Here is an 18,740-nt window from a genome sequence, read left to right on the forward strand (position 1 = left end):
AATTATTAATTCTATCTTCGCAGCCTCTTCAGAGAGAAAATGATTCCGTAGCTCAGCTGGTAGAGCATTACACTTTTAATGTAGTGGTCCTGGGTTCGAATCCCAGCGGGATCACAAGAAACAATATCAAAGATAAATAAAACCCTGCAAATCAAATGATTGCAGGGTTTTTTCTTTTATGGGCTTTACCAGCGAATCACCCATATGAGATTTCCACTGTGACTTCTGGCGCTCGTAGTATTCATTGATTTTTTTTCATTGCAAGAACATGTTTTATCACAAGGTCACTTTGTTTTTATTGGAGCTTCTCTGTTATGAATTTGCTCTCTTCGGCGTCTTTGCGCTTGTACCCTAGTACCAGTAGCTGGGCATCCAGCCAGAACTGCTGCTTGCCGAAAATTTTCAGTTTTTTTTCAAACCCAAGGTTTTCGGGAATCTTTCGCACTTTTTCTTTTCTCGCGGCATCCAGCTTTCTCAATTCCGTTAGTTTCTCGTCAGTGATGTTGGTGACTGCCGGTATTCCCTGGGCTTCCGATAGGGAAATGTCCTTTACCAAATAGATTGCGGGGAAGTATTCCAAAGTGTCTTTTTTTTCAAGCACCTGCTCTACCTCTGCTTTGGTCGGGAAAATGTTTTCATTATACAGGGTCAGCATTTTACTGCCCATTTCTACGATCACAAATCCGTTTTCCTTACTGTCTGAAACAACATTGCTTATTTCCAGACAATAGAAATTGGGATGTTTGGTGCGGGACAGCGCTCGCTGGAATGTTTCTGGTTTGGCAGGATTTGACGTGATGGTTACGGCCTGTTTGTCCTGCACTTCAATTTTCCACTCGGTTGTGGTCAGACCGGGATCAAAACTGCTGTAGGTCGTTGTCTTTTCCTGCGCCTTGCAATAGCTAAAAATCATGACACAGAAAATAAGGCTGGTAAATTTCATGGCTAATCTGGTTTATATGCTGCGATGCCTAAACATCAATTTGAAATTCTTTATTGACTAATGTATTTTCATTGTCTTGTTGAACAAAACAATTTTCATGCCTTAATCCATCCAAAATTTTTCTGCCAAAATTAATGTACGAACAGCATTTTGGAACAAGCTAAGGCTCACTCTATTTTTTCTTTTCTACCGTTTTTTGGATCAGATTGATCGCCCTGTTCCACTTCTGGTATACTTCAATAGGCTTGGGATAAGCAGGAATGTCGAATTCCCATGGAATCAAGACCTCAATGTCATTACTGTATGATAGCTCAGGAATCCACTTCCGGATATATTCCTGCGCCTTGTATTTATTGGATTGGTGGACGGGATTGGTGTACCAGATCTCAAATGCCTGCATATGCCAGTTCATCCAATTGGAGCTCACATCATAGTCAATTAACTTGCTCTCAAAATACCCTGCTCCCCATGTCCAGTCTATCTTTAAATCGTGTGTCAGATAGCTTGCACAGTTCACCCGACCGCGGTTACTCATGTAACCCGTTTGATTCAGTTGTCGCATGTGGGCATCTATAAATGGAATTCCCGTGCAACCGGAACACCATTTCTCAAACTTCAGCGGATCATTTTCCCAAGCTATTTGTTTGTTCTTATAACCTTTGGTCTTGAATATAGAGTTTCGAAACCGCATCCCCTTGAATGTAAAGTAATCTCTCCAGACCAATTCGAAAACCAACCACCAGGTACTCTGGTTTTTCTTGATTTTTGATTCGTACTCTTTTACCGTCTTATAGATTTCCCGGGCGGAAATACAACCCAAAGCCAAGTAGGGCGAAAATTTAGAACTGTAGTCCAGGCCATCTGATTTGTTTCTACTCCACCTGTATCCTGTCAGCAGTTCGGATTTAAACGTATAGTAATGCAGCCTTTCCAGCGCTGCAGTTTCCCCACCCTCAACCAATGGCTTTGAATCTTTATACTCATCTTCGTTTATCCCATAAAGCTTGTAAGAAGGAAACCTTTTGGTTTTTACGTTCGCAACAGCATTCAATTTGGAAGGTGGCCTGAAAGTTTCCCTGGGCTCGGCCTGATGTCCGGCAGGAATTCTATAGGCTTTGCTGGTCAGTGGAATTTTAGCAATCGTAAAAGGTATATCATCTTTATGGTAAAGCGTTTTGCCCCAGAAAAAATGAAACTCCACGGCCTGCAGGGCATTCATCACCGACTTAACCAATTTCAACTCGTAAGGCGCATATTCCTCCTCTGCATAAATATCAGTTATCCCATATGTATCAACCAGCTCAGGTAAAGTAACCATTGCTGAAATTTCTCCGATAACCAAATGTCCACCCAGAAATTCAAGGTTCTTTTTTAAATTGAGCACGGACTGATGCATGAATTTAAACCGAACAGCACCTTTCTTCTGGAATCCGAGCGGTGACTTCTCATAATCGCTTTGTTCAATACAGTAACAAAAAACCAAATCGCTGCATTCCTGATGAGCCCTGATCAAGGCTTCATTATCGTGCAATCTCAGATCATTCTTAAACCAAACCAGACCCCGTTTCTTCATTTTAAAATTTTATGTACCCTCAATCTTTACAAATGGTCGCTAGCTTCACAGTTTGGTAGGCAGCCAGGAAAGGAGCTGTACGACTGCTGCTAAATTGGAGAAACTTTTTCGGCGTGGCACTGCATACCACTTTGCCCCCTTTAACTCCAGCCCCGGGACCAATTTCCATGATCCAGTCGCTTGCGGCAATGACAGAAAGATCATGCTCAACCAAGATAACAGTATTGCCCTGTTCCACCAGATAATTGAGTTGAACCATCAGTTTCTCCACGTCTGCTGGGTGCAGTCCGGTTGTAGGTTCATCCATCACGTAAAGCGTCCTACCCTGCTGGCTGCGCTGCAGTTCAGTGGCCAGTTTAATACGCTGAGCCTCACCGCCAGAAAGTTCTGTTGCCGGCTGACCCAGTTTCAAATAGCCAAGGCCTACCTGCCTGACAATATCCAGTCCGCGTGCAAGTGACGCATCTTCCTTGAAAAATCGCCAAGCCTCGTCCACAGTCATTCGCAGTACTTCAGCAATGTTTTTTTCATTGAACGTGATTTCCAGGGTTTCGTCGTTGTACCGCGTACCCTTGCATAGCGGACAGGGACTGTACACGCTGGGAAGGAACAACAGTTCAACCATGACGAAGCCTTCACCCTGACAATGCGCGCATCGACCTTTTGCAATGTTAAAACTGAAGCGTCCTGCATCATATTTTCGTTTTCGAGCCTGTGGTGTCGCGGCAAAAAGTTTTCTTATGGGATCGAACAGTCCGGTATAGGTTGCCAAATTAGACCGCGGCGTCCTACCTATCGGCTTTTGATCAACCTGGACTAATCTTTTGATGTGACTGATACCAGATGTGATCTTTCCTGTTAACTGCAGGTTTTCTTCCTGCAGCAAATCCGGACTGTTGTCTTGGGGTTCATCCTTAGACTTTTGTCCTAAAGCTGCCGAAACCAATGTTACCAATGCCTGGCTCACAAGAGTGCTTTTACCGGAACCGGAAATGCCGGTCACACTGGTCAGCACACCGAGCGGAAACGCTACATCCAGATTCTGAAGGTTATTACGGCTTAGCGCTTCCAGCTTTAACCATGCTTGGGGCTCACGCGGGTTTTCATTTATAGTGTTTTTCTTATTAAAAATATACGCTTTGGTTTTTGATTCTTTGATTTGCCGAAGCCCTTCCGGCCTTCCACTGTAGAGGATCTGCCCGCCATCTTCTCCGGCCCCGGGCCCCACATCCACTATCCAGTCGGCGTGCCGGATCACATCAATCTCATGTTCCACTACAAATACCGAATTGCCTGTGGCCTTCAATTTATCCAGTGCTCTTAGTAAGGCCTGTGTATCGGCCGGGTGCAATCCTGCAGAAGGTTCATCCAGTACATAAACCACCCCGAATAAATTCGAGCGGATTTGCGTGGCCAGCCGAAGACGCTGGAGCTCACCTGGAGAAAGGCTGGGCGTAGTTCTGTCCAGGCTCAGATAACCCAGGCCCAGATCCAGTATAGTTTCCAGCCGGGATACCAGGTCCACTGCAATCCGCTGGGTGACCATGTTTTTTTCCGGATGCGCAGGTGTTGTCGTTTCATCTGCCTGGGAATAACCCTTAAAGATATCATAGAGTTCATCCAGGGACAATGCATGCAGCTCGCTGATGTCTTTTCCATCAAATGTCACACTTAAAGATTCTTTACGTAGTTTTTTTCCTTGACATAGCGGGCAGAGCGCACTGAGCATAAATTGGCTCACCCGCTTTTTCATGAGCTGGCTTTGGCTCCCGGCAAAAGTTTGCATCACATATTTCTTAGCACCTGTAAAGGTGCCCATGTAATCCGGTTGTACTTTTCCGGCGATGGCTCTTTTCACCTGCTCTGCTGTGTAACGGGGATATACCGGGACTACCGGTTGTTCATCAGTGAATAAAATCCAGTCACGGTCTTTTTTAGGAAGTTTCCTCCAGGGTGTATCCACGTCATATCCGAGGGTGATCAAAATGTCACGGAGATTTTGTCCCTGCCAGGCTGTAGGCCAGGCTGCAACCGCCCGCTCCCGGATGGTTAAAGAGTCATCAGGAACCATTGATTGTTCTGTGACCTCGTAAATACGCCCGGTGCCGTGACACTGCGGGCAGGCACCTTCAGGGGTATTGGCGGAAAATCCCTCTGCATAAATGATCTCCTGATCCTTGGGATAATTTCCGGCCCTGGAATACAGCATGCGCAACAAATTGGACAATGTAGTTACACTGCCTACAGATGACCTGGAATTGGATGCACCCCGCTGTTGCTGTAATGCGATGGCAGGTGGCAGGCCTTCGATCTCATCAACCTCGGGTATCGCCATCTGGTTGAACAGCCGCCGTGCGTACGGAGATACCGATTCCAGGTACCTGCGTTGGGCCTCGGCATATAAAGTGCCGAAAGCTAGTGAAGATTTTCCGGATCCGGATACCCCGGTGAAAACCACAAAGGCATCTCTCGGGATTTTAAGGCTTACATTTTTCAGGTTATTTTCTCTTGCACCGCTTACTTTTACAAAACCGTCGTTTTCCATGCTACGCTTCTTTATTTGTATTTGCTCGAACTAATATTGATCCAAAATTCTACTGTTTTGGGTTATGCCCTTATTGCCCAGTCACTCAGGTTCATCATTTGATCTTCTATGTTAACCACAATACCTCATCTTCGATCTGTTTTACACGCTCCAACTTTTTTATTAAAATTCCATAAGCATGGGTGCTGCAAAATTATTTAGGTCTTATTAAATAAGAATCAAGCAAAATGTATTCCCCATTTTTTGGCTTATATACAGAATAAGAAATATGATCCCGCAAAGATTCATCAGGAGAATCTATATAAACTGCTTGTTTATAATGTAAAGTTTTTTTAGGCATTTTTATCGAAAAGTAACTACTTCCAGTCCATCCGCCTGAACTTGACGTATTTCCGCTACCCCAGTGCCAGTTCATAATATTATACCAAAAAGAGTTTTCATTCCATTTTTCTTTAAACACATATTCCCTGTAAATTATACTTTTGGGATTATTAATGTCAAAAAAAATCTGTTTGCTTTTTTTTTCATTTCCTGCTGTAGGCGCTGTAACTAGTTCTTTATCTATGGGATAATAAAATTGAGCTTGAAATTCGTTAGTTGTATAATTAGCAGATTCGTGCCAGTTTTTTTCTGTATAAAAGTAATTCCAAACGCCATTTTTAAAGATAATTACTTTATTTTTTGAATCAATTCCATTGTCTCCCAAATAGCTGTAATCGATTTGCATTATTTTTCCTTCACTTGTTATTTTGTCTGCCTCTTCTTTTGTGAATATTTTATTTTCGTTCATATTTTTAAAAGCATAATGCCTGGTATCATTATTTTTAATCCAATTGCTGTAGGTGTTTTGCTTTGTATCTATAATGTAGTTGTTAAAAGTATGGTAATCATGTTCATTATCTAAACTGTTATAACTATATTTTAGAGAATCGGTAATTTGTCCTTTCAGATTGATTTTGTACCATATATTTTCATAATCCGAACTTCCCTTTTCTGAATCTTTACTGTTTTTTGTGAATATTACAATGGTGCTGTCATTTGCCTGGATAATTGGTTCTGCAGCATTTTTCTTAATTTTGATCACTTCGTAATCATCATCTTTTAAATGCTCTAATTCTGTTTGATTTTTATAAATTTCAGGCAGTTTTTGAGAACGTAATTTATATCTCTCACGGTACATATTAATGTCTGGAAGAATTACAATCGCAATTAAGATTATTGAGAATAAAAATATTTTTTTGATGTCTATTTTCATTTGCGTTTTGATTTACCTAACAGCCATCCCATCAATTTGTTTCATCAGTAAATTTTGCAAGCTGAACACCTAATCCTGATCCTTAGACAAGGTCATAAACAAACCAGGATACTCCGACACGAGACCAAATTCATCAGCAATTAACTCCGCTGAAAACCGGGTGTCCAGATTCTCATACCGGTACCTGCCAGAACCCAAAGCCTGGTAAACCTGCTCAACAGCAGCATAAGTAAAGTCAGGGATACAGATGTAAGCTACCTTAAATCTTTTCTGCTGGTGACCAGTTAATTTTTTAATGGCAAGCGTGTTGGTAAATGGCGTAATTGAAATATCCACCTCCTGGCATCCACTGAGCTCAGGAAGCAAAACGCCTTCAGCATTATACCATAAATCATCCTCAGTTCTGGTCAAATACAACTTTAGCCGGGGACGGTCAACATCCTTAATACTAAGCTCAAGCACATGCCAAGAGGTATCCATGACGACCTGGTAGCGAATGGTAGAATCCTCCACCGTCACAATCCCACCACCAATAAAGCCCGAATCAGACTGTTCTAAAGTAAAGGCTTCCAGGGAATGATTCCCCTTCCAAATTCTGACCTGGTTAAAAACCGATGATTGTATAGCGCTTTTCATAAATTTAGATATACCCTTACAACACAAGAGTTCGATCATTGTTTAAACATCAATTCCAATAAAATATCCACATGCCCGGAATTCTCATCGTACTCATAAACCGTTTGCCAGATTCCATTATCCAGGAACATCTACCCGACCAAACCACCATGATAAATCACCTTAAAATTAGCACCATCCTGCGGATGAATATTCAAAGTTACCGCCGCAGATGGCTTGCCTGCTTCCGGGAAATCTGATCACATTCCTGCCGGTAAAGCCCAGGCTGAGCATCGCTGAATCCTTCCAAAAACGTCTGCGGGATGACCATTCTTTGTTTAATAAGGCCTGTTTTACGGAGCCTTTTGCCCTTTTGTTCAAAATAGCTCCAATTCCCCAAATAAATATTAGTCAATAGATTGACACTTGATTCCCCACTTCCGTCAAGGTTTGCATTCCCATCATGGTAGCGCGACATACCGATAAGCTCCATCTTCCGCACCTTCGGATTAAACCGGAACTGGCAGGTATAGCCTTCCCTCATCTGGTAATTAAAAAACTTAAATCCATTCTTTGCAGCTTCTAATCCGCAAGAGGAACCCAAATCCGCAATCACTTTACTTTTCTGCATCGGAAAACCCAGAGTTGACAACCTGCATAGCAGTACACCACGCGATCGATCAAGGCTTACAGTATCATTCAACAAGTCTCCATCCAGATCCTTAACCAAAGTAAGCTGTCCAAAAGCAGCATGATTAACAGATAGACAGATCAAAAGCACAGCAAACCGGAGTAAATTCATCATGTTACGACTTAGAAAAAAATGGACTTATGCAAAAGAAACAGATAATCAAAATTCATAAATTTGATCAAATACTTACCTGAGTACGTGATGTTTCGCATTTCTTTTGCTTAACCAAACACCGGTAGCCCAAAGTGCCCAGGCCACCAAAACCGGCTGAAACAACAACCTTGCACCACGGCTCAAATCAGAATTCAAGCCAAAGGCATCCTTATGATTCAGAAACTGAGCAATATTACCAGGAAAAACCGCCACAAAAAAAGTAGCAGCACCAAGCCCCACTAAAGGCTTCCTCCATCCGGAAATCAACAATAAGCCCAGTCCAACTTCAGCCACACCAGACAACACGACCACCAAATCAGGATCCAAAGGAACCCACTCCGGCACCTGCGCCAGAAATTCCTTTCTCACAAAAGTCAAATGACCAATGCCCGTAAAAGTCAGAAAACCACCCAACGCAATCCTAGCCAAACCCTGCCAAACACTTTGTTTATTTTCGTTTTTCATACCTTATTAAACAAGCCCGAAAGCGCATTGTTTCAATCTAAAATTCATTCGTTATCAAAGGTTTAAAACAATGTTTAAAACCATACGCGTATAAGGTTGTTCTATCATTAAAACCCAAGCCTTATAATTCATTAAACCCTAAGCACATGAGCAAAATTAAAAACCTACTCGCCGGCCTAGCTGGTGCAGTTGCATTGAACATATTACACGAAAGCCTAAAGAAAACAAGTTCAGATATGCCCAGAGTTGATCTGCTTGGCGAAGAAGCCCTGCAGAAAACCATACAATACTTCGGCGGAAATCTGGATCACAAGAAAGACCTCTATAAAGCCACCCTTGCCGGAGACATTTTAGGAAATACCCTATATTACAGTTTAATCGGCGCGGGCAATCCAAAATACCTTTGGCCAAAAGTAGCCATGATGGGACTGAGCGCCGGAATCGGTGCCGTCAGCCTGCCTGAACCCATGGGGCTGGATCCCGAACCTGTAGCCAAAAACAACCAGGTCAAAGCATTAACCGTTAGTTATTATGTACTAGGTGCCGTAGTAACCGGTCTGGCACTGAACCTCTTGAAAAGGTACTGAGCAATCATAACTTTTAACCATCGTTATAATTTTGGAAAACCAATAGTTGCTTTTACCTCCTCAATCTGCTGAATATGCCGGTTGGTATGGGCAGATATCAAAAGTATAAATTGGTAGGCATCGTATGTCCCCAGAGGCAGCACCAATACATGATTGCGTAGATTCACCTGGGTATCATTAACAAAGGAAATCAACTGCTCGCGATCAGCTTTAAACCCAGCTAAAGCCTCAGCTACAGTTCCATAAGGTGAATTGGCCGGTTCCAGGGCAGCAAAAGTCTTTGTTTTACGGCTACGGTCTTCCACTACCTTGATCAAATTCTCATCACTAAATTTGATCTCCGCCCTCTTCTCCGGATTTTCCGATTGCTTTAAAGTCTGCTGCGCCATCACCCAAAGCTCCTTTTCGGCTGCAGCAATGTGTTTAACGCAATCCGCTACACTCCATTTTTCCAGCGCAGGTTTAAAATTCAGTTGTGCTGCTGTCAGGTCTTTTACCGACTTGAACACATCTGATTCAGTCTCCTTTAAAAACTGAACCAAAAAAGTTCTTTCTTTTTTCGTAATTGTCTTACGTTGCTGTTGTGCAATGCTCTGATACGAAATCAGGCTCAGACACAGGAAGGTGATTCGCATAATTGTATTTCTCATATCACAAATATACCAATGCAAAAAGACTGTTGCAGGGTGTGATTTAGACATTATGACGGGTTGATTTGGACAGGCCTAATGCTGTATATTTACAATATGAAACACTTGACCATCCTTGTACCCAATGGGGAGAATAACCTGAGTAGCATCGTTGGTGCTTATAAAATATTCAGTCGCGCGAACACCCATTGTCGAGATGCAGGCAAAAGTGACATTTTCAAAATTGAATTGGCCGGGTTATCAGACGAAATATCCTTTTACGGCGGATTATTCTCGGCACGACCACACAAATCTATCGATGAGATTGAACATACAGACCTGATCATCGTGCCTTCACTCAATCACAACTACCAACAGGCCATTGAGTGCAATGGCAGCATGATAAAGTGGATTGGCCAGCAATATCAGAATGGCGCGCGAGTAGCCAGCATTTGTACCGGAGCTTACCTCCTGGCAGCGGCCGGAATATTAGACGGCAAAAGCTGTTCCACACACTGGTCTGCGGCAGACGACTTAAAAATACGTTACCCAAAAATAAATGTAGAACCAGACCAGCTCATCACCGATGAGCTGGGAATTTATACCAACGGCGGCGCTTACTCCTTTCTAAATCTAATCCTCTATCTGGTTGAAAAATACTATGACCGTAAAACGGCCATTTTTTGTTCAAAGGTTTTTCAGATTGAACTGGATCGGAATTGCCAGTCATTATTCATGATTTTCAATGGACAGCGCTCGCATCATGATGAACTTATCAAAAAAGCACAGCTTTATATAGAAAGCAGGCTGGATCAGAAATTGTCTATCGAGCACCTGGCGGCCATTTTTACAGTAGGGAGGCGAAATTTTGACCGTCGTTTTATCAAAGCTACCGGCAATACACCAATAGAATACATCCAGCGCGTAAAAGTTGAAGCTGCAAAGAAAGCATTCGAGACCAGCCGAAAAACCATAAACGAAGTCATGTACGAAGTCGGTTATTCTGACCTGAAAGCATTCCGCGAAGTATTTCGCAAAATCACCGGCTTATCCCCGCTCGATTACCGTAATCGTTATAACAAAGAAGCCAGCTAACGACACCTTAACAAGATCATCCGCATTACAGGTTATTGCAGACACATGTTTGACTTTAAAAAAAACTCATGAAAACTATGCTCTGTCAAAGCGTTATCTTTACCACTGCTCGTAATGCCATTACTAAACAATTGATATGAACACTACCATTTTGAACAGCGCGTTTCCATTAACTGAGTCCGAAGAAAAACATGCAGAATTAATTTTGCTAAGACATGGCCAATCTGTGTGGAATCTCGAGAACCGTTTCACGGGATGGCAGGACATTGACCTCAGCCTGACCGGTGAACAAGAGGCTGAACGTGCTGGACAATTGTTAAAAGCAGAACAAATTGATATTGCTTTTACCTCAACACTAAAAAGAGCACAGCATACACTTGATATTGTTTTAAAAGTATCCGGGTTGACAAACATCCCTGTAATTAAAGACAGGAATCTGAACGAGCGGTGTTACGGAAAACTCGAAGGCTTAAACAAGGCGGACATTGCTTTAAAATATGGTTTGGAGCAAGTGATGATTTGGCGAAGATCTTATGATATTGCGCCACCAGGAGGCGAAAGTCTTAAAGATACCGCGGAAAGGGTTGTCCCTTATTATCTTAGTACTATTGTCCCAAAATTGAAAAATGGAAAAACAGTGCTGGTGGTTGCACACGGAAACAGCCTCAGGGCACTAATGATGTTCCTTGAGCAGTTAAGCCCGCAGGAAATTGCAAACATCGAATTTCCTACAGGAATCCCAAGGAAATATACCATGGGTAAAAACCTGCAACTAATTCAAGTAAGCTAATGCAGAAGAATTAAATAACCACATAACATTTCATCTGAGATAGACTTAAAGAATAGTACAATACCGAAAGTAAATGATTAGATTTAATAAAATAATCTCCTAAAAATCTTACACTTACGGTTTGAATTCATGAAAACTATCCTAATTATTGATGACAATGAAGACATCAGAGAAAGCTGCTCCGAAATTCTTGAGCTTTCAGGCTATCGTGTATTTCAATCTGACAATGGAAAATTGGGTATCGAGATGGCCACTGCCCATACACCAGATCTGATTCTATGTGATGTGATGATGCCCAACCTTGATGGATACGGAGTTTTGTACCTACTGAATAGAAATATTCAAACCGCTGAAATCCCATTTATTTTTTTAACGGCGAAATCGGGTCATATTGATTTTCGGAAAGCCATGGAAATGGGTGCCGATGATTTTTTAACTAAACCATTTGACGATATAGAATTATTGCATGCTATAGAAACCAGGATTAGAAAATCCCAAAGCCGAAAAAAAAACTACCATACGACATTACAAAACATTGAAAATCTCGCTCTGGGTAAAGAAACTGGGTTTAAAGAGCTGAATGATTTAATTCAGAAGCGCAAAATAAGAAACATTAAAAAGAAACAAACTTTATATTATGAAGGAGACATTCCTCAAGGATTATATCTGGTCATGTCTGGCAGCATTAAAACAGTTAAACAGGCCGATGACGGCCGATGCTTTATCACAGGTTTATATAAAGATGACGATTACCTTGGCCTAGACTCCCTTTTACTTGATGAAGTATTTACTGAGACTGCAGAAGCTATTGAGGATAGTTCCGTTTGTCTATTGCCCAAAGAACTAATTCTTGCCTTATTAGGGCAATATCCAGAAATCAGCCGGCAATTCATTCAGATACTTTCAAAAAATATCCATGAAAAAGAAGAACAGCTAGTAGAACTGGCTTATCTATCTGTGCGTAAAAGAATTTCACAGGTTTTAATTCGTTTAAACAAGAGATCAACAATTTTAAATACCATCAATGTATCAAGGGAAGAACTTGCGGCTTTGGCTGGTGTCGCTATTGAAACAGTCAGCAGAACTCTATCTGATTTTAAAGAGGAAGGCTTAATTGAGAAAAATGCCAATACGATTGAGCTGAAAGACCTCAACCGGATTGCAAGAATTAAGAATTAGTTACACATCACTCCATTTCCAATTTTTAATCTCCGGCATATCATCCAAATGCAAACAGATATACTTTTTATGTTCTTTTAATTTGTTTTCACAGTACTGAATGAAAGAATCAGCCTGCTGATGCATTTCTGGAACACGCCTTACCGCCTCCATTGCCAAGTGGTAACGGCTCATCTCGTTCAAAACGACCATGTCAAATGGAGTAGTTGTTGTTCCTTCCTCCATAAATCCACGAACATGGAATCTGGCCGGATCTGGCCTGCCGTGAACCAAGTCGTGGATAATCCGAACATAACCGTGAAAGGCGAAAATAACAGGAGCCTTTGCTGAAAACAATTCTAAAAATAACGCTTCACTCATGCCATGCGGATGGTATGCGGCAGGCGACATGGCCATTAAATCAACAACATTCACCACACGAACCCTAAGTCCAGGTAGATGCTTTCTCAAAATCCAAGCAGCTGCTACAGCCTCCAAAGTAGGTACATCACCGGCACAGCCCAGAACGACATGCGGTTGTTGTTCACGCTCATTTCCAGCCCAATCCCATCTGGAAGCTCCTTTGGCGCAATGTGCGATAGCCTGCTCCATATTTAACCATTGTAATTCTGGCTGTTTTCCAGCAACAACCACATTCACATAATCTTTACTTCTCAAACAATGGTCCATTACGGACAATAAGGTGTTGGCATCTGGCGGTAAATAAATGCGGACTACCGAGCTTTTCTTATTCACTACCGTATCGATAAAACCAGGCCCCTGATGACTGTAGCCATTGTGATCTTGCCGCCAGGCGTGGGAAGTCAACAAATAGTTTAAAGAAGCAATGGGCTTTCGCCAGGGTAATTCGCTCGAAGTCTTTAGCCATTTGGCATATTGGCTAACCATAGAATCTACAATGGTTACAAATGCTTCATAACAAGGAAACAATCCATGACGGCCAGTAAGGAGATAACCTTCCAGCCACCCTTCACAAAGATGTTCACTTAAGACCTCCATTACCCTTCCATCTTTTGTAAGTTTATCGTCGCCCAATTCAATAGTTTCCATTGAACAGCGTGTGGTGACTTCGAAAACAGCTTCTAACCTATTAGAAGTGGTTTCATCCGGACAAAATAGCCGGAAATTATGATGATCCTCATTCAATTCAAAAACATCGCGAAGGTATTTCCCAAAATCTCTTGTACTTTCTGCTATTGTTTCTCCTGGTCTGGCCATGAGTACCCCATAATGTTTAAAATCCGGCAATATCAACTCCTTAAGTATTGTTCCTCCGTTGGCAAAAGACGATGCGCTCATTCTTAAATCGCCCTCAGGTGCTATTGCATGAATTTCATTCAGTAATTTTCCTTCCTGGTCAAATAACTTTTCAGGATGATAGCTTCTCATCCAACTTTCCAGTAATTTAAGTTTCTCAGGATCTTCTTTAACACCGGTAAGTGGAACCTGATGTGATCGAAAAGTGCCTTCAATAGGTACACCGTTCCACTCCTTGGGCCCTGTCCAACCTTTCGGAGTCCGTAAAATAATCATAGGCCATTGAATATTTTCCAGATCGCTATCTTCGCGTGCTCTTTTTTGTATCCTGCGAATCTTCAAATAAGCCTGGTTTAAAATATCAGCCATTAGGCGATGAACAGCCATTGGATCGGTGCCCTCTACAAAAAACACTTCATAACCATGACCGGAAAACAATGCTTCCAGGGCTTTATCACTTTTTCGCGCCAGAACTGTTGGTCCTGAAATCTTATAACCGTTGAGGTGTAAAATCGGCAATACAGCACCATCCCTCTTTGGGTTTAAAAATGAAACAGATTTCCAACTGCCCTCCAACGGTCCGGTTTCTGCTTCCCCATCTCCAACCACACATGCCACCAATAAATCCGGATGATCCATCGCTGCACCAAAGGCATGCATTAATGAGTACCCAAGTTCTCCACCTTCATGGATGGATCCAGGTGTATGCGCACCTACATGACTTGGAATGCCTCCTGGGCTTGAAAATTGCCTGAACAGCTTTTTCAGGCCAGACGCATTCTCCTCTACATCCGGAAATAACTCAGAATAGGTTCCCTCCAGGTAAGTATGGGCAATAATTGCAGGAGCCCCATGCCCTGGTCCGCAGACATACAATATATTTGCACCTGTCTCTTTAATGAGCCTGTTTAAATGCACGTAGATTAAATTCAATCCTGGCGAAGTTCCCCAATGCCCCAACAAACGCGGCTTGATATGTTCCGGTTTTAAGGGTTGTTTCAACAGGGCATTGTCTTGCAAATAGATCTGACCTACGGCCAAATAATTAGCTGCTTCCCAGTAGGTATGCATTTGCAGTAAATCATGATCCGATAAGATGTTCATTTGCTTAATTTTTAGGATTTAAAAGGTTATAGGTATGTTGTGCAATAATTTGTTCTTCATCAGTCTCAAATGCGCATACAGTTACCCAACTGCGGTCAGCAGAAATTATTTCCTTGTGGTCATGATTGGCCTGCTGATCAAGAATAATACCCAAAAAACTCATATCGTGGCAAATCCGTTCCCGGATTACCGAGGAATTTGTTCCTATTCCACCTGTAAAAACAAGTGTATCCAGGCCCCCCATAGCTGCGGCAAGTGCCGCGATAGATTTCTTCGCTTGGTAACAAAATAAGCTGAGCGCTTCTTTTGCTTTCAGATTCGTTTTTTCCAGATCCAGTAATTCCTCAACATCCCCGGTCCCCGCAATGGCAAGCATACCCGAATGCTTGCTTAGCAAATCATCCAATTGGTCGGCGTCTAAGCCATACTGTTTCATCAGCAACAATAGAACACCGGGATCAAGATCGCCGGATCTGGTACCCATGACCAGTCCACCCATGGGACTTAAGCCCATTGTGGTGTCTATGCTGATTCCATCCTTAACAGCAACCACACTTGCTCCATTACCCAAATGGGCGATGATGATTTTTTTTCGGGCAGGATGCAGAATTTGCTCCGCTAGTTTTACCATAATAAATTCATATGAAAGTCCGTGGAAACCATACCGCATCAAACCGGATGTTCTGTACTTTTCACTGAGCGGATAATATCTGGCATTTGCTGGCATATGTTGATGAAAGCAAGTGTCAAAACAGGCGATCTGTTTTACACCTTTAAAGGCCGAACTGAATTTGTCGATCAGTTCTATCTCGGCTGGTAGATGATTTGGTGCGAGATACACATATTGCTGCAAATTAGAAATCACCTCCTTGCTAATAATTATGGGATTGAAATGCTTTGGTCCCCCTTGAACAATCCGATGGCCTATAGCCACTATAGGAAACTCCAGTTCATGCGCTTTGAGCCAATGGATCATTTGATCAATAACACCTGTTCTATCTGTCCGATTTAAAGCCAGATGCTCCACCTGCAGATCTCCGAAATTTTTAATATCAAATGTTAAAAACTGTCCACCAGAATACTTCGCATTACCAGATATCTTCATTTTCCGGGTCGAGGCATCAAACAGCTTAAACTTAAAACTTGAAGATCCCATATTGAGGGCAAGGATACAATTGTTTGTTGGCATCATCATTTGCTTTAAGTTCTTGAAGTTACTTTAGTTATAAAATTTGCTGACTAATTCTGTTTCAGTTTAATTTCGGGCAATACAGAAGATTTCTCCGTTTGATATAAAGCTTGTTCAAGTTTGTGGTCACGATGGTAAATGTCATCGTGATTGACGATCAATCCATCCAATATCTCACACGTAAGGTGGGTAAATGCAATAGGTAACGGTTTGCTCTGGTTCGTTTCCAGCCATCGTAGCCTTTCCATATTAATTGCTAATTTGCGCACAGTTCTTTCAGGGGTTTCATAGCAATCGCCAACATATTGCCCTTTGATCAATCTCATATAATCCTGCATCCATACATACCTTTTTGATTTAGGCTGTACATCAAGCACCTGCGCTTTAAAATCAAATTGTAATTTGGCAATTCTCAAAGTATTTGCTGCATCAAACCCCTTTAACTTGCCCTTATCTAAAATCCCCGTGGTATAAACCGGATTTAACTTCCCATAATGCAGGTTGTTGATTAAAGTAATCATCGCATCAGTAAGCATCACATCAAACACAGCCTGTTGTTCATTGGCCTTCTGTGAGCTGTTTTCAAAAATCTGATGCATCAAATCATACGTTAGATAATCTGAATGATAATCCTTGTGAAACAGTCCAAATTGCAATACACAATCCAATAACATCATAGCTTCTGATGTTTGTCTAAGATCAGTCTTTGGATTTGTCCAGGCAGGACGGAAATCCCGCTGTGCGTAAAACCGTTTTACAGCATTTGGATAATGAAAGATTACCGCATTTTTCTTGTTTGAAAGCAATCGTTTAATACCTGGATTCGGCAATGAATCCTGTAATATTCCAATTCCATCAGTGTAATGGTATTTTAAGAATATCGCATCTGCAGATGCTGTTAAATGAAACAACAAACAAATGAATACACATACCACTATCTTTTTCTTTTTAACATTAAAATTAACCTTCTGAAGCAAGTTCATAAATATAAAATATCTTGCTTAAATGTCTTGTTTTTCAATCTTTTAAATGATGATGACAATCATTCTTTCCGATGACCTTAAACATCATCAGAATTTTTCCTATTGTATAGAATGATGCAAATCATAGTCTGACATGACCCCGATCAATCCCCGTTAGAGATAGTCTAACTAACTTAGAGCATGAAAGCATCAGAAGAAATTAAAAAAGAATTGGATAGACTAGAATCTATCGTCAATAAAGCAGAAGGAATTGACATTCAAGACTGTCCAGCACTCATGCCGAGGATTATAACCCTGAAATGGGTACTGGACTTGAAGGACGACGAAGGCAATGAAATCAACATTGAAAACGTTGATGATTATTAATCCAGGTCGAAAAGAAATTTTTGTAAACGGTAAATCTAGTCAGATTGCTGCGTCTCTGGCTACCGCAGGATACAAAAAAAAAACAAAGATCAACATTAGGCAAATCAAAATTCCTTTTCTATTGTTATAAGGTTTGTTAAAATGAACATTGATCATGAATTCAGCAGACCAGAAGTACCAAACCATTACCCAAGAGCAATTCAGTCTAAACTCAAAACCCCAAAAACCTTATTTCAGCACTCCATTTAAATGCCGGGTAAAAACCACTGGCAGGGAACAATTGTATGGCAGCCTTGTCATCATCGGCATCTTACTGATCATTTCCGGTGTCATCTGGTGCGCCGTTCATTTGCTCAACTGGATGATGAACTAATTACCGGCCCTGCCTGGCATTCCCAATAACATCTACCCAGCGCCCATCGTAAAATTTCATCTCGACAACCAGAATACTAATTAAGAAGCAAATGATGTATAATATTTAAGGTAACAGAAAAAACAAACCAATTCCTTTTGCTTTTGTTCTAAGTAGACATCAATCAACAACGACATGGATACGAAAGAACAGGAAACCAACAAACAAGACGTCGATAATCTATTGATCATCGAATCAGAACTTGACAGCAACCAGCCAGAGAAACCCATCAACGAAGAAATCAACAAGGGCTACAACTCCGCAGAAGATACCGGTAACACCAATGAAGATCTGGAACTAAATCCAAATGACGATCCCGATACAAATTTAGATCCCGAAGATTTAGATGCCTTAAACTCCCAGGATCTGGATGAAGAAAATACCATGTAGCCTATGGAATATTTCAATGAAAGACTTGATCCAGATGTTCTACATAACCATCTGAAATCATGAGAATAATGCTTTATTTATTTGGAACATTAGTGGTGTTTGCGATAGCCACATTCATCTCTCATCATAACGGAATAAATTACGATGGCAATTCAACAATGGGATTCCCCATGACATTTCATACTAAAGGATATGGACAAAGCCTGGATACAGGACAAATGCTACCTTTTTCAAGATTTTCCTTGATCAACGCATTGATCGATTTAATTTGCGCCTTCTTGTGTTTTACATGCGCTTCTTTCCTGTTCCGGAGATTTGTAAGTGCGCAAAGCTGATTTAAGTCAAAACCTGATTATTAGTTGTAGGACTATTGCACATCCTTTTGGTGTGGTTTGGTAACCATAGGCCTTACAGTTGGGTAAAACTTTGACTTTCTTGGAGGGTTATAGGACTATAGTCCTAGCCGAGTCCTAGGAAACTCCTATGTAACTCCTGTTTGGTATCCTTTTGTTACGAGCC

At 41.5% G+C, this 18,740-nt stretch carries 18 protein-coding genes and 1 tRNA gene; 8 read left to right on the forward strand and 11 right to left on the reverse strand.

Annotated elements, in window-relative coordinates:
• Window positions 1–41: 41 nt before the first annotated feature.
• A tRNA-Lys gene (locus IM797_RS00565) sits at window positions 42–114 on the forward strand.
• Window positions 115–295: 181 nt separating this feature from the next.
• Here IM797_RS00565 and IM797_RS00570 read toward each other — a convergent pair.
• From IM797_RS00570 to IM797_RS00600, 7 genes are all read right to left on the reverse strand, one after another.
• A complete protein-coding gene (locus IM797_RS00570; protein WP_194125145.1) occupies window positions 296–943 on the reverse strand; it encodes a hypothetical protein in 648 nt (215 codons plus the stop codon).
• 172 nt (window positions 944–1,115) lie between these two features.
• A complete protein-coding gene (locus IM797_RS00575; RefSeq protein ID WP_194125146.1) occupies window positions 1,116–2,516 on the reverse strand; it encodes a DASH family cryptochrome in 1,401 nt (466 codons plus the stop codon).
• Window positions 2,517–2,535: 19 nt separating this feature from the next.
• Window positions 2,536–5,061, reverse strand: coding sequence for an excinuclease ABC subunit UvrA (gene uvrA / locus IM797_RS00580; protein WP_194125147.1), 2,526 nt, complete (start codon window positions 5,059–5,061; stop codon window positions 2,536–2,538).
• Window positions 5,062–5,254: 193 nt separating this feature from the next.
• Window positions 5,255–6,316, reverse strand: coding sequence for a hypothetical protein (locus IM797_RS00585; protein WP_194125148.1), 1,062 nt, complete (start codon window positions 6,314–6,316; stop codon window positions 5,255–5,257).
• A 69-nt stretch (window positions 6,317–6,385) separates the two neighbouring features.
• The gene (locus tag IM797_RS00590) at window positions 6,386–6,952 is read right to left on the reverse strand and encodes a putative glycolipid-binding domain-containing protein (protein ID WP_194125149.1); all 567 of its coding nucleotides are present in this window, start codon (window positions 6,950–6,952) and stop codon (window positions 6,386–6,388) included.
• Window positions 6,953–7,151: 199 nt separating this feature from the next.
• Window positions 7,152–7,736, reverse strand: coding sequence for a hypothetical protein (locus IM797_RS00595; protein WP_194125150.1), 585 nt, complete (start codon window positions 7,734–7,736; stop codon window positions 7,152–7,154).
• Between the two features lie 72 nt (window positions 7,737–7,808).
• Complete coding sequence (locus tag IM797_RS00600; RefSeq protein ID WP_194125151.1) at window positions 7,809–8,240, reverse strand: DoxX family membrane protein; 432 nt, start codon at window positions 8,238–8,240, stop codon at window positions 7,809–7,811.
• 146 nt (window positions 8,241–8,386) lie between these two features.
• On the opposite strand from IM797_RS00600, the gene IM797_RS00605 reads away from it, so the two are divergent.
• Window positions 8,387–8,827, forward strand: coding sequence for a hypothetical protein (locus IM797_RS00605; RefSeq protein ID WP_194125152.1), 441 nt, complete (start codon window positions 8,387–8,389; stop codon window positions 8,825–8,827).
• A gap of 23 nt (window positions 8,828–8,850) precedes the next feature.
• On the opposite strand, the gene IM797_RS00610 is transcribed toward IM797_RS00605, so the two are convergent.
• Window positions 8,851–9,477, reverse strand: a complete 627-nt coding sequence (locus tag IM797_RS00610) for a DinB family protein (RefSeq protein ID WP_194125153.1) — start codon at window positions 9,475–9,477, stop codon at window positions 8,851–8,853.
• A 96-nt stretch (window positions 9,478–9,573) separates the two neighbouring features.
• Here IM797_RS00610 and IM797_RS00615 point away from each other — a divergent pair, with 96 nt between their 5' ends.
• The 3 genes from IM797_RS00615 to IM797_RS00625 all read left to right on the forward strand — a co-directional run bounded on the left by IM797_RS00615 (window position 9,574) and on the right by IM797_RS00625 (window position 12,520).
• A complete protein-coding gene (locus tag IM797_RS00615; RefSeq protein ID WP_194125154.1) occupies window positions 9,574–10,551 on the forward strand; it encodes a GlxA family transcriptional regulator in 978 nt (325 codons plus the stop codon).
• Between the two features lie 136 nt (window positions 10,552–10,687).
• Window positions 10,688–11,341 carry a 2,3-diphosphoglycerate-dependent phosphoglycerate mutase gene (locus tag IM797_RS00620; protein WP_194125155.1) on the forward strand — a complete coding sequence of 218 codons (654 nt, stop codon included), beginning with the start codon at window positions 10,688–10,690 and terminating at the stop codon, window positions 11,339–11,341.
• A gap of 129 nt (window positions 11,342–11,470) precedes the next feature.
• Entirely contained in the window at window positions 11,471–12,520 is a 1,050-nt protein-coding gene (locus IM797_RS00625) for a response regulator (RefSeq protein WP_194125156.1), read from the forward strand.
• On the opposite strand, the gene IM797_RS00630 is transcribed toward IM797_RS00625, so the two are convergent.
• From IM797_RS00630 to IM797_RS00640, 3 genes are read right to left on the reverse strand one after another with little or no spacing between them, the layout of a single operon-like run.
• Window positions 12,521–14,881 (reverse strand): phosphoketolase, encoded by a 2,361-nt coding sequence (locus tag IM797_RS00630; RefSeq protein ID WP_194125157.1) that lies wholly within the window; start codon window positions 14,879–14,881, stop codon window positions 12,521–12,523.
• 4 nt (window positions 14,882–14,885) lie between these two features.
• Window positions 14,886–16,076, reverse strand: coding sequence for an acetate/propionate family kinase (locus IM797_RS00635; protein ID WP_194125158.1), 1,191 nt, complete (start codon window positions 16,074–16,076; stop codon window positions 14,886–14,888).
• Between the two features lie 44 nt (window positions 16,077–16,120).
• Window positions 16,121–17,053: a hypothetical protein gene (locus IM797_RS00640; RefSeq protein WP_194125159.1), complete on the reverse strand. Its 933-nt coding sequence runs from the start codon at window positions 17,051–17,053 to the stop codon at window positions 16,121–16,123.
• Window positions 17,054–17,233: 180 nt separating this feature from the next.
• On the opposite strand from IM797_RS00640, the gene IM797_RS00645 reads away from it, so the two are divergent.
• The 3 genes from IM797_RS00645 to IM797_RS00655 all read left to right on the forward strand — a co-directional run bounded on the left by IM797_RS00645 (window position 17,234) and on the right by IM797_RS00655 (window position 18,221).
• Window positions 17,234–17,419, forward strand: a complete 186-nt coding sequence (locus IM797_RS00645; RefSeq protein WP_194125160.1) for a hypothetical protein — start codon at window positions 17,234–17,236, stop codon at window positions 17,417–17,419.
• A gap of 154 nt (window positions 17,420–17,573) precedes the next feature.
• Window positions 17,574–17,792, forward strand: coding sequence for a hypothetical protein (locus IM797_RS00650; RefSeq protein WP_194125161.1), 219 nt, complete (start codon window positions 17,574–17,576; stop codon window positions 17,790–17,792).
• Between the two features lie 174 nt (window positions 17,793–17,966).
• Complete coding sequence (locus IM797_RS00655; RefSeq protein ID WP_194125162.1) at window positions 17,967–18,221, forward strand: hypothetical protein; 255 nt, start codon at window positions 17,967–17,969, stop codon at window positions 18,219–18,221.
• Window positions 18,222–18,740 lie beyond the last annotated feature (519 nt).

This window comes from Pedobacter sp. MC2016-24 (assembly GCF_015223055.1).
In the GTDB taxonomy this organism is placed as follows: Bacteria; Bacteroidota; Bacteroidia; order Sphingobacteriales; family Sphingobacteriaceae; genus Pedobacter.

What these genes read in the sequence shown, in the direction of transcription:
- IM797_RS00570 (WP_194125145.1), bottom strand. Translation starts at nt 943, where the DNA reads ATGAAATTTACCAGCCTTATTTTCTGTGTCATGATTTTTAGCTATTGC.
- IM797_RS00575 (WP_194125146.1), bottom strand. Translation starts at nt 2,516, where the DNA reads ATGAAGAAACGGGGTCTGGTTTGGTTTAAGAATGATCTGAGATTGCAC.
- uvrA (WP_194125147.1), bottom strand. Translation starts at nt 5,061, where the DNA reads ATGGAAAACGACGGTTTTGTAAAAGTAAGCGGTGCAAGAGAAAATAAC.
- IM797_RS00585 (WP_194125148.1), bottom strand. Translation starts at nt 6,316, where the DNA reads ATGAAAATAGACATCAAAAAAATATTTTTATTCTCAATAATCTTAATT.
- IM797_RS00590 (WP_194125149.1), bottom strand. Translation starts at nt 6,952, where the DNA reads ATGAAAAGCGCTATACAATCATCGGTTTTTAACCAGGTCAGAATTTGG.
- IM797_RS00595 (WP_194125150.1), bottom strand. Translation starts at nt 7,736, where the DNA reads ATGATGAATTTACTCCGGTTTGCTGTGCTTTTGATCTGTCTATCTGTT.
- IM797_RS00600 (WP_194125151.1), bottom strand. Translation starts at nt 8,240, where the DNA reads ATGAAAAACGAAAATAAACAAAGTGTTTGGCAGGGTTTGGCTAGGATT.
- IM797_RS00605 (WP_194125152.1), top strand. Translation starts at nt 8,387, where the DNA reads ATGAGCAAAATTAAAAACCTACTCGCCGGCCTAGCTGGTGCAGTTGCA.
- IM797_RS00610 (WP_194125153.1), bottom strand. Translation starts at nt 9,477, where the DNA reads ATGAGAAATACAATTATGCGAATCACCTTCCTGTGTCTGAGCCTGATT.
- IM797_RS00615 (WP_194125154.1), top strand. Translation starts at nt 9,574, where the DNA reads ATGAAACACTTGACCATCCTTGTACCCAATGGGGAGAATAACCTGAGT.
- IM797_RS00620 (WP_194125155.1), top strand. Translation starts at nt 10,688, where the DNA reads ATGAACACTACCATTTTGAACAGCGCGTTTCCATTAACTGAGTCCGAA.
- IM797_RS00625 (WP_194125156.1), top strand. Translation starts at nt 11,471, where the DNA reads ATGAAAACTATCCTAATTATTGATGACAATGAAGACATCAGAGAAAGC.
- IM797_RS00630 (WP_194125157.1), bottom strand. Translation starts at nt 14,881, where the DNA reads ATGAACATCTTATCGGATCATGATTTACTGCAAATGCATACCTACTGG.
- IM797_RS00635 (WP_194125158.1), bottom strand. Translation starts at nt 16,076, where the DNA reads ATGATGATGCCAACAAACAATTGTATCCTTGCCCTCAATATGGGATCT.
- IM797_RS00640 (WP_194125159.1), bottom strand. Translation starts at nt 17,053, where the DNA reads ATGAACTTGCTTCAGAAGGTTAATTTTAATGTTAAAAAGAAAAAGATA.
- IM797_RS00645 (WP_194125160.1), top strand. Translation starts at nt 17,234, where the DNA reads ATGAAAGCATCAGAAGAAATTAAAAAAGAATTGGATAGACTAGAATCT.
- IM797_RS00650 (WP_194125161.1), top strand. Translation starts at nt 17,574, where the DNA reads ATGAATTCAGCAGACCAGAAGTACCAAACCATTACCCAAGAGCAATTC.
- IM797_RS00655 (WP_194125162.1), top strand. Translation starts at nt 17,967, where the DNA reads ATGGATACGAAAGAACAGGAAACCAACAAACAAGACGTCGATAATCTA.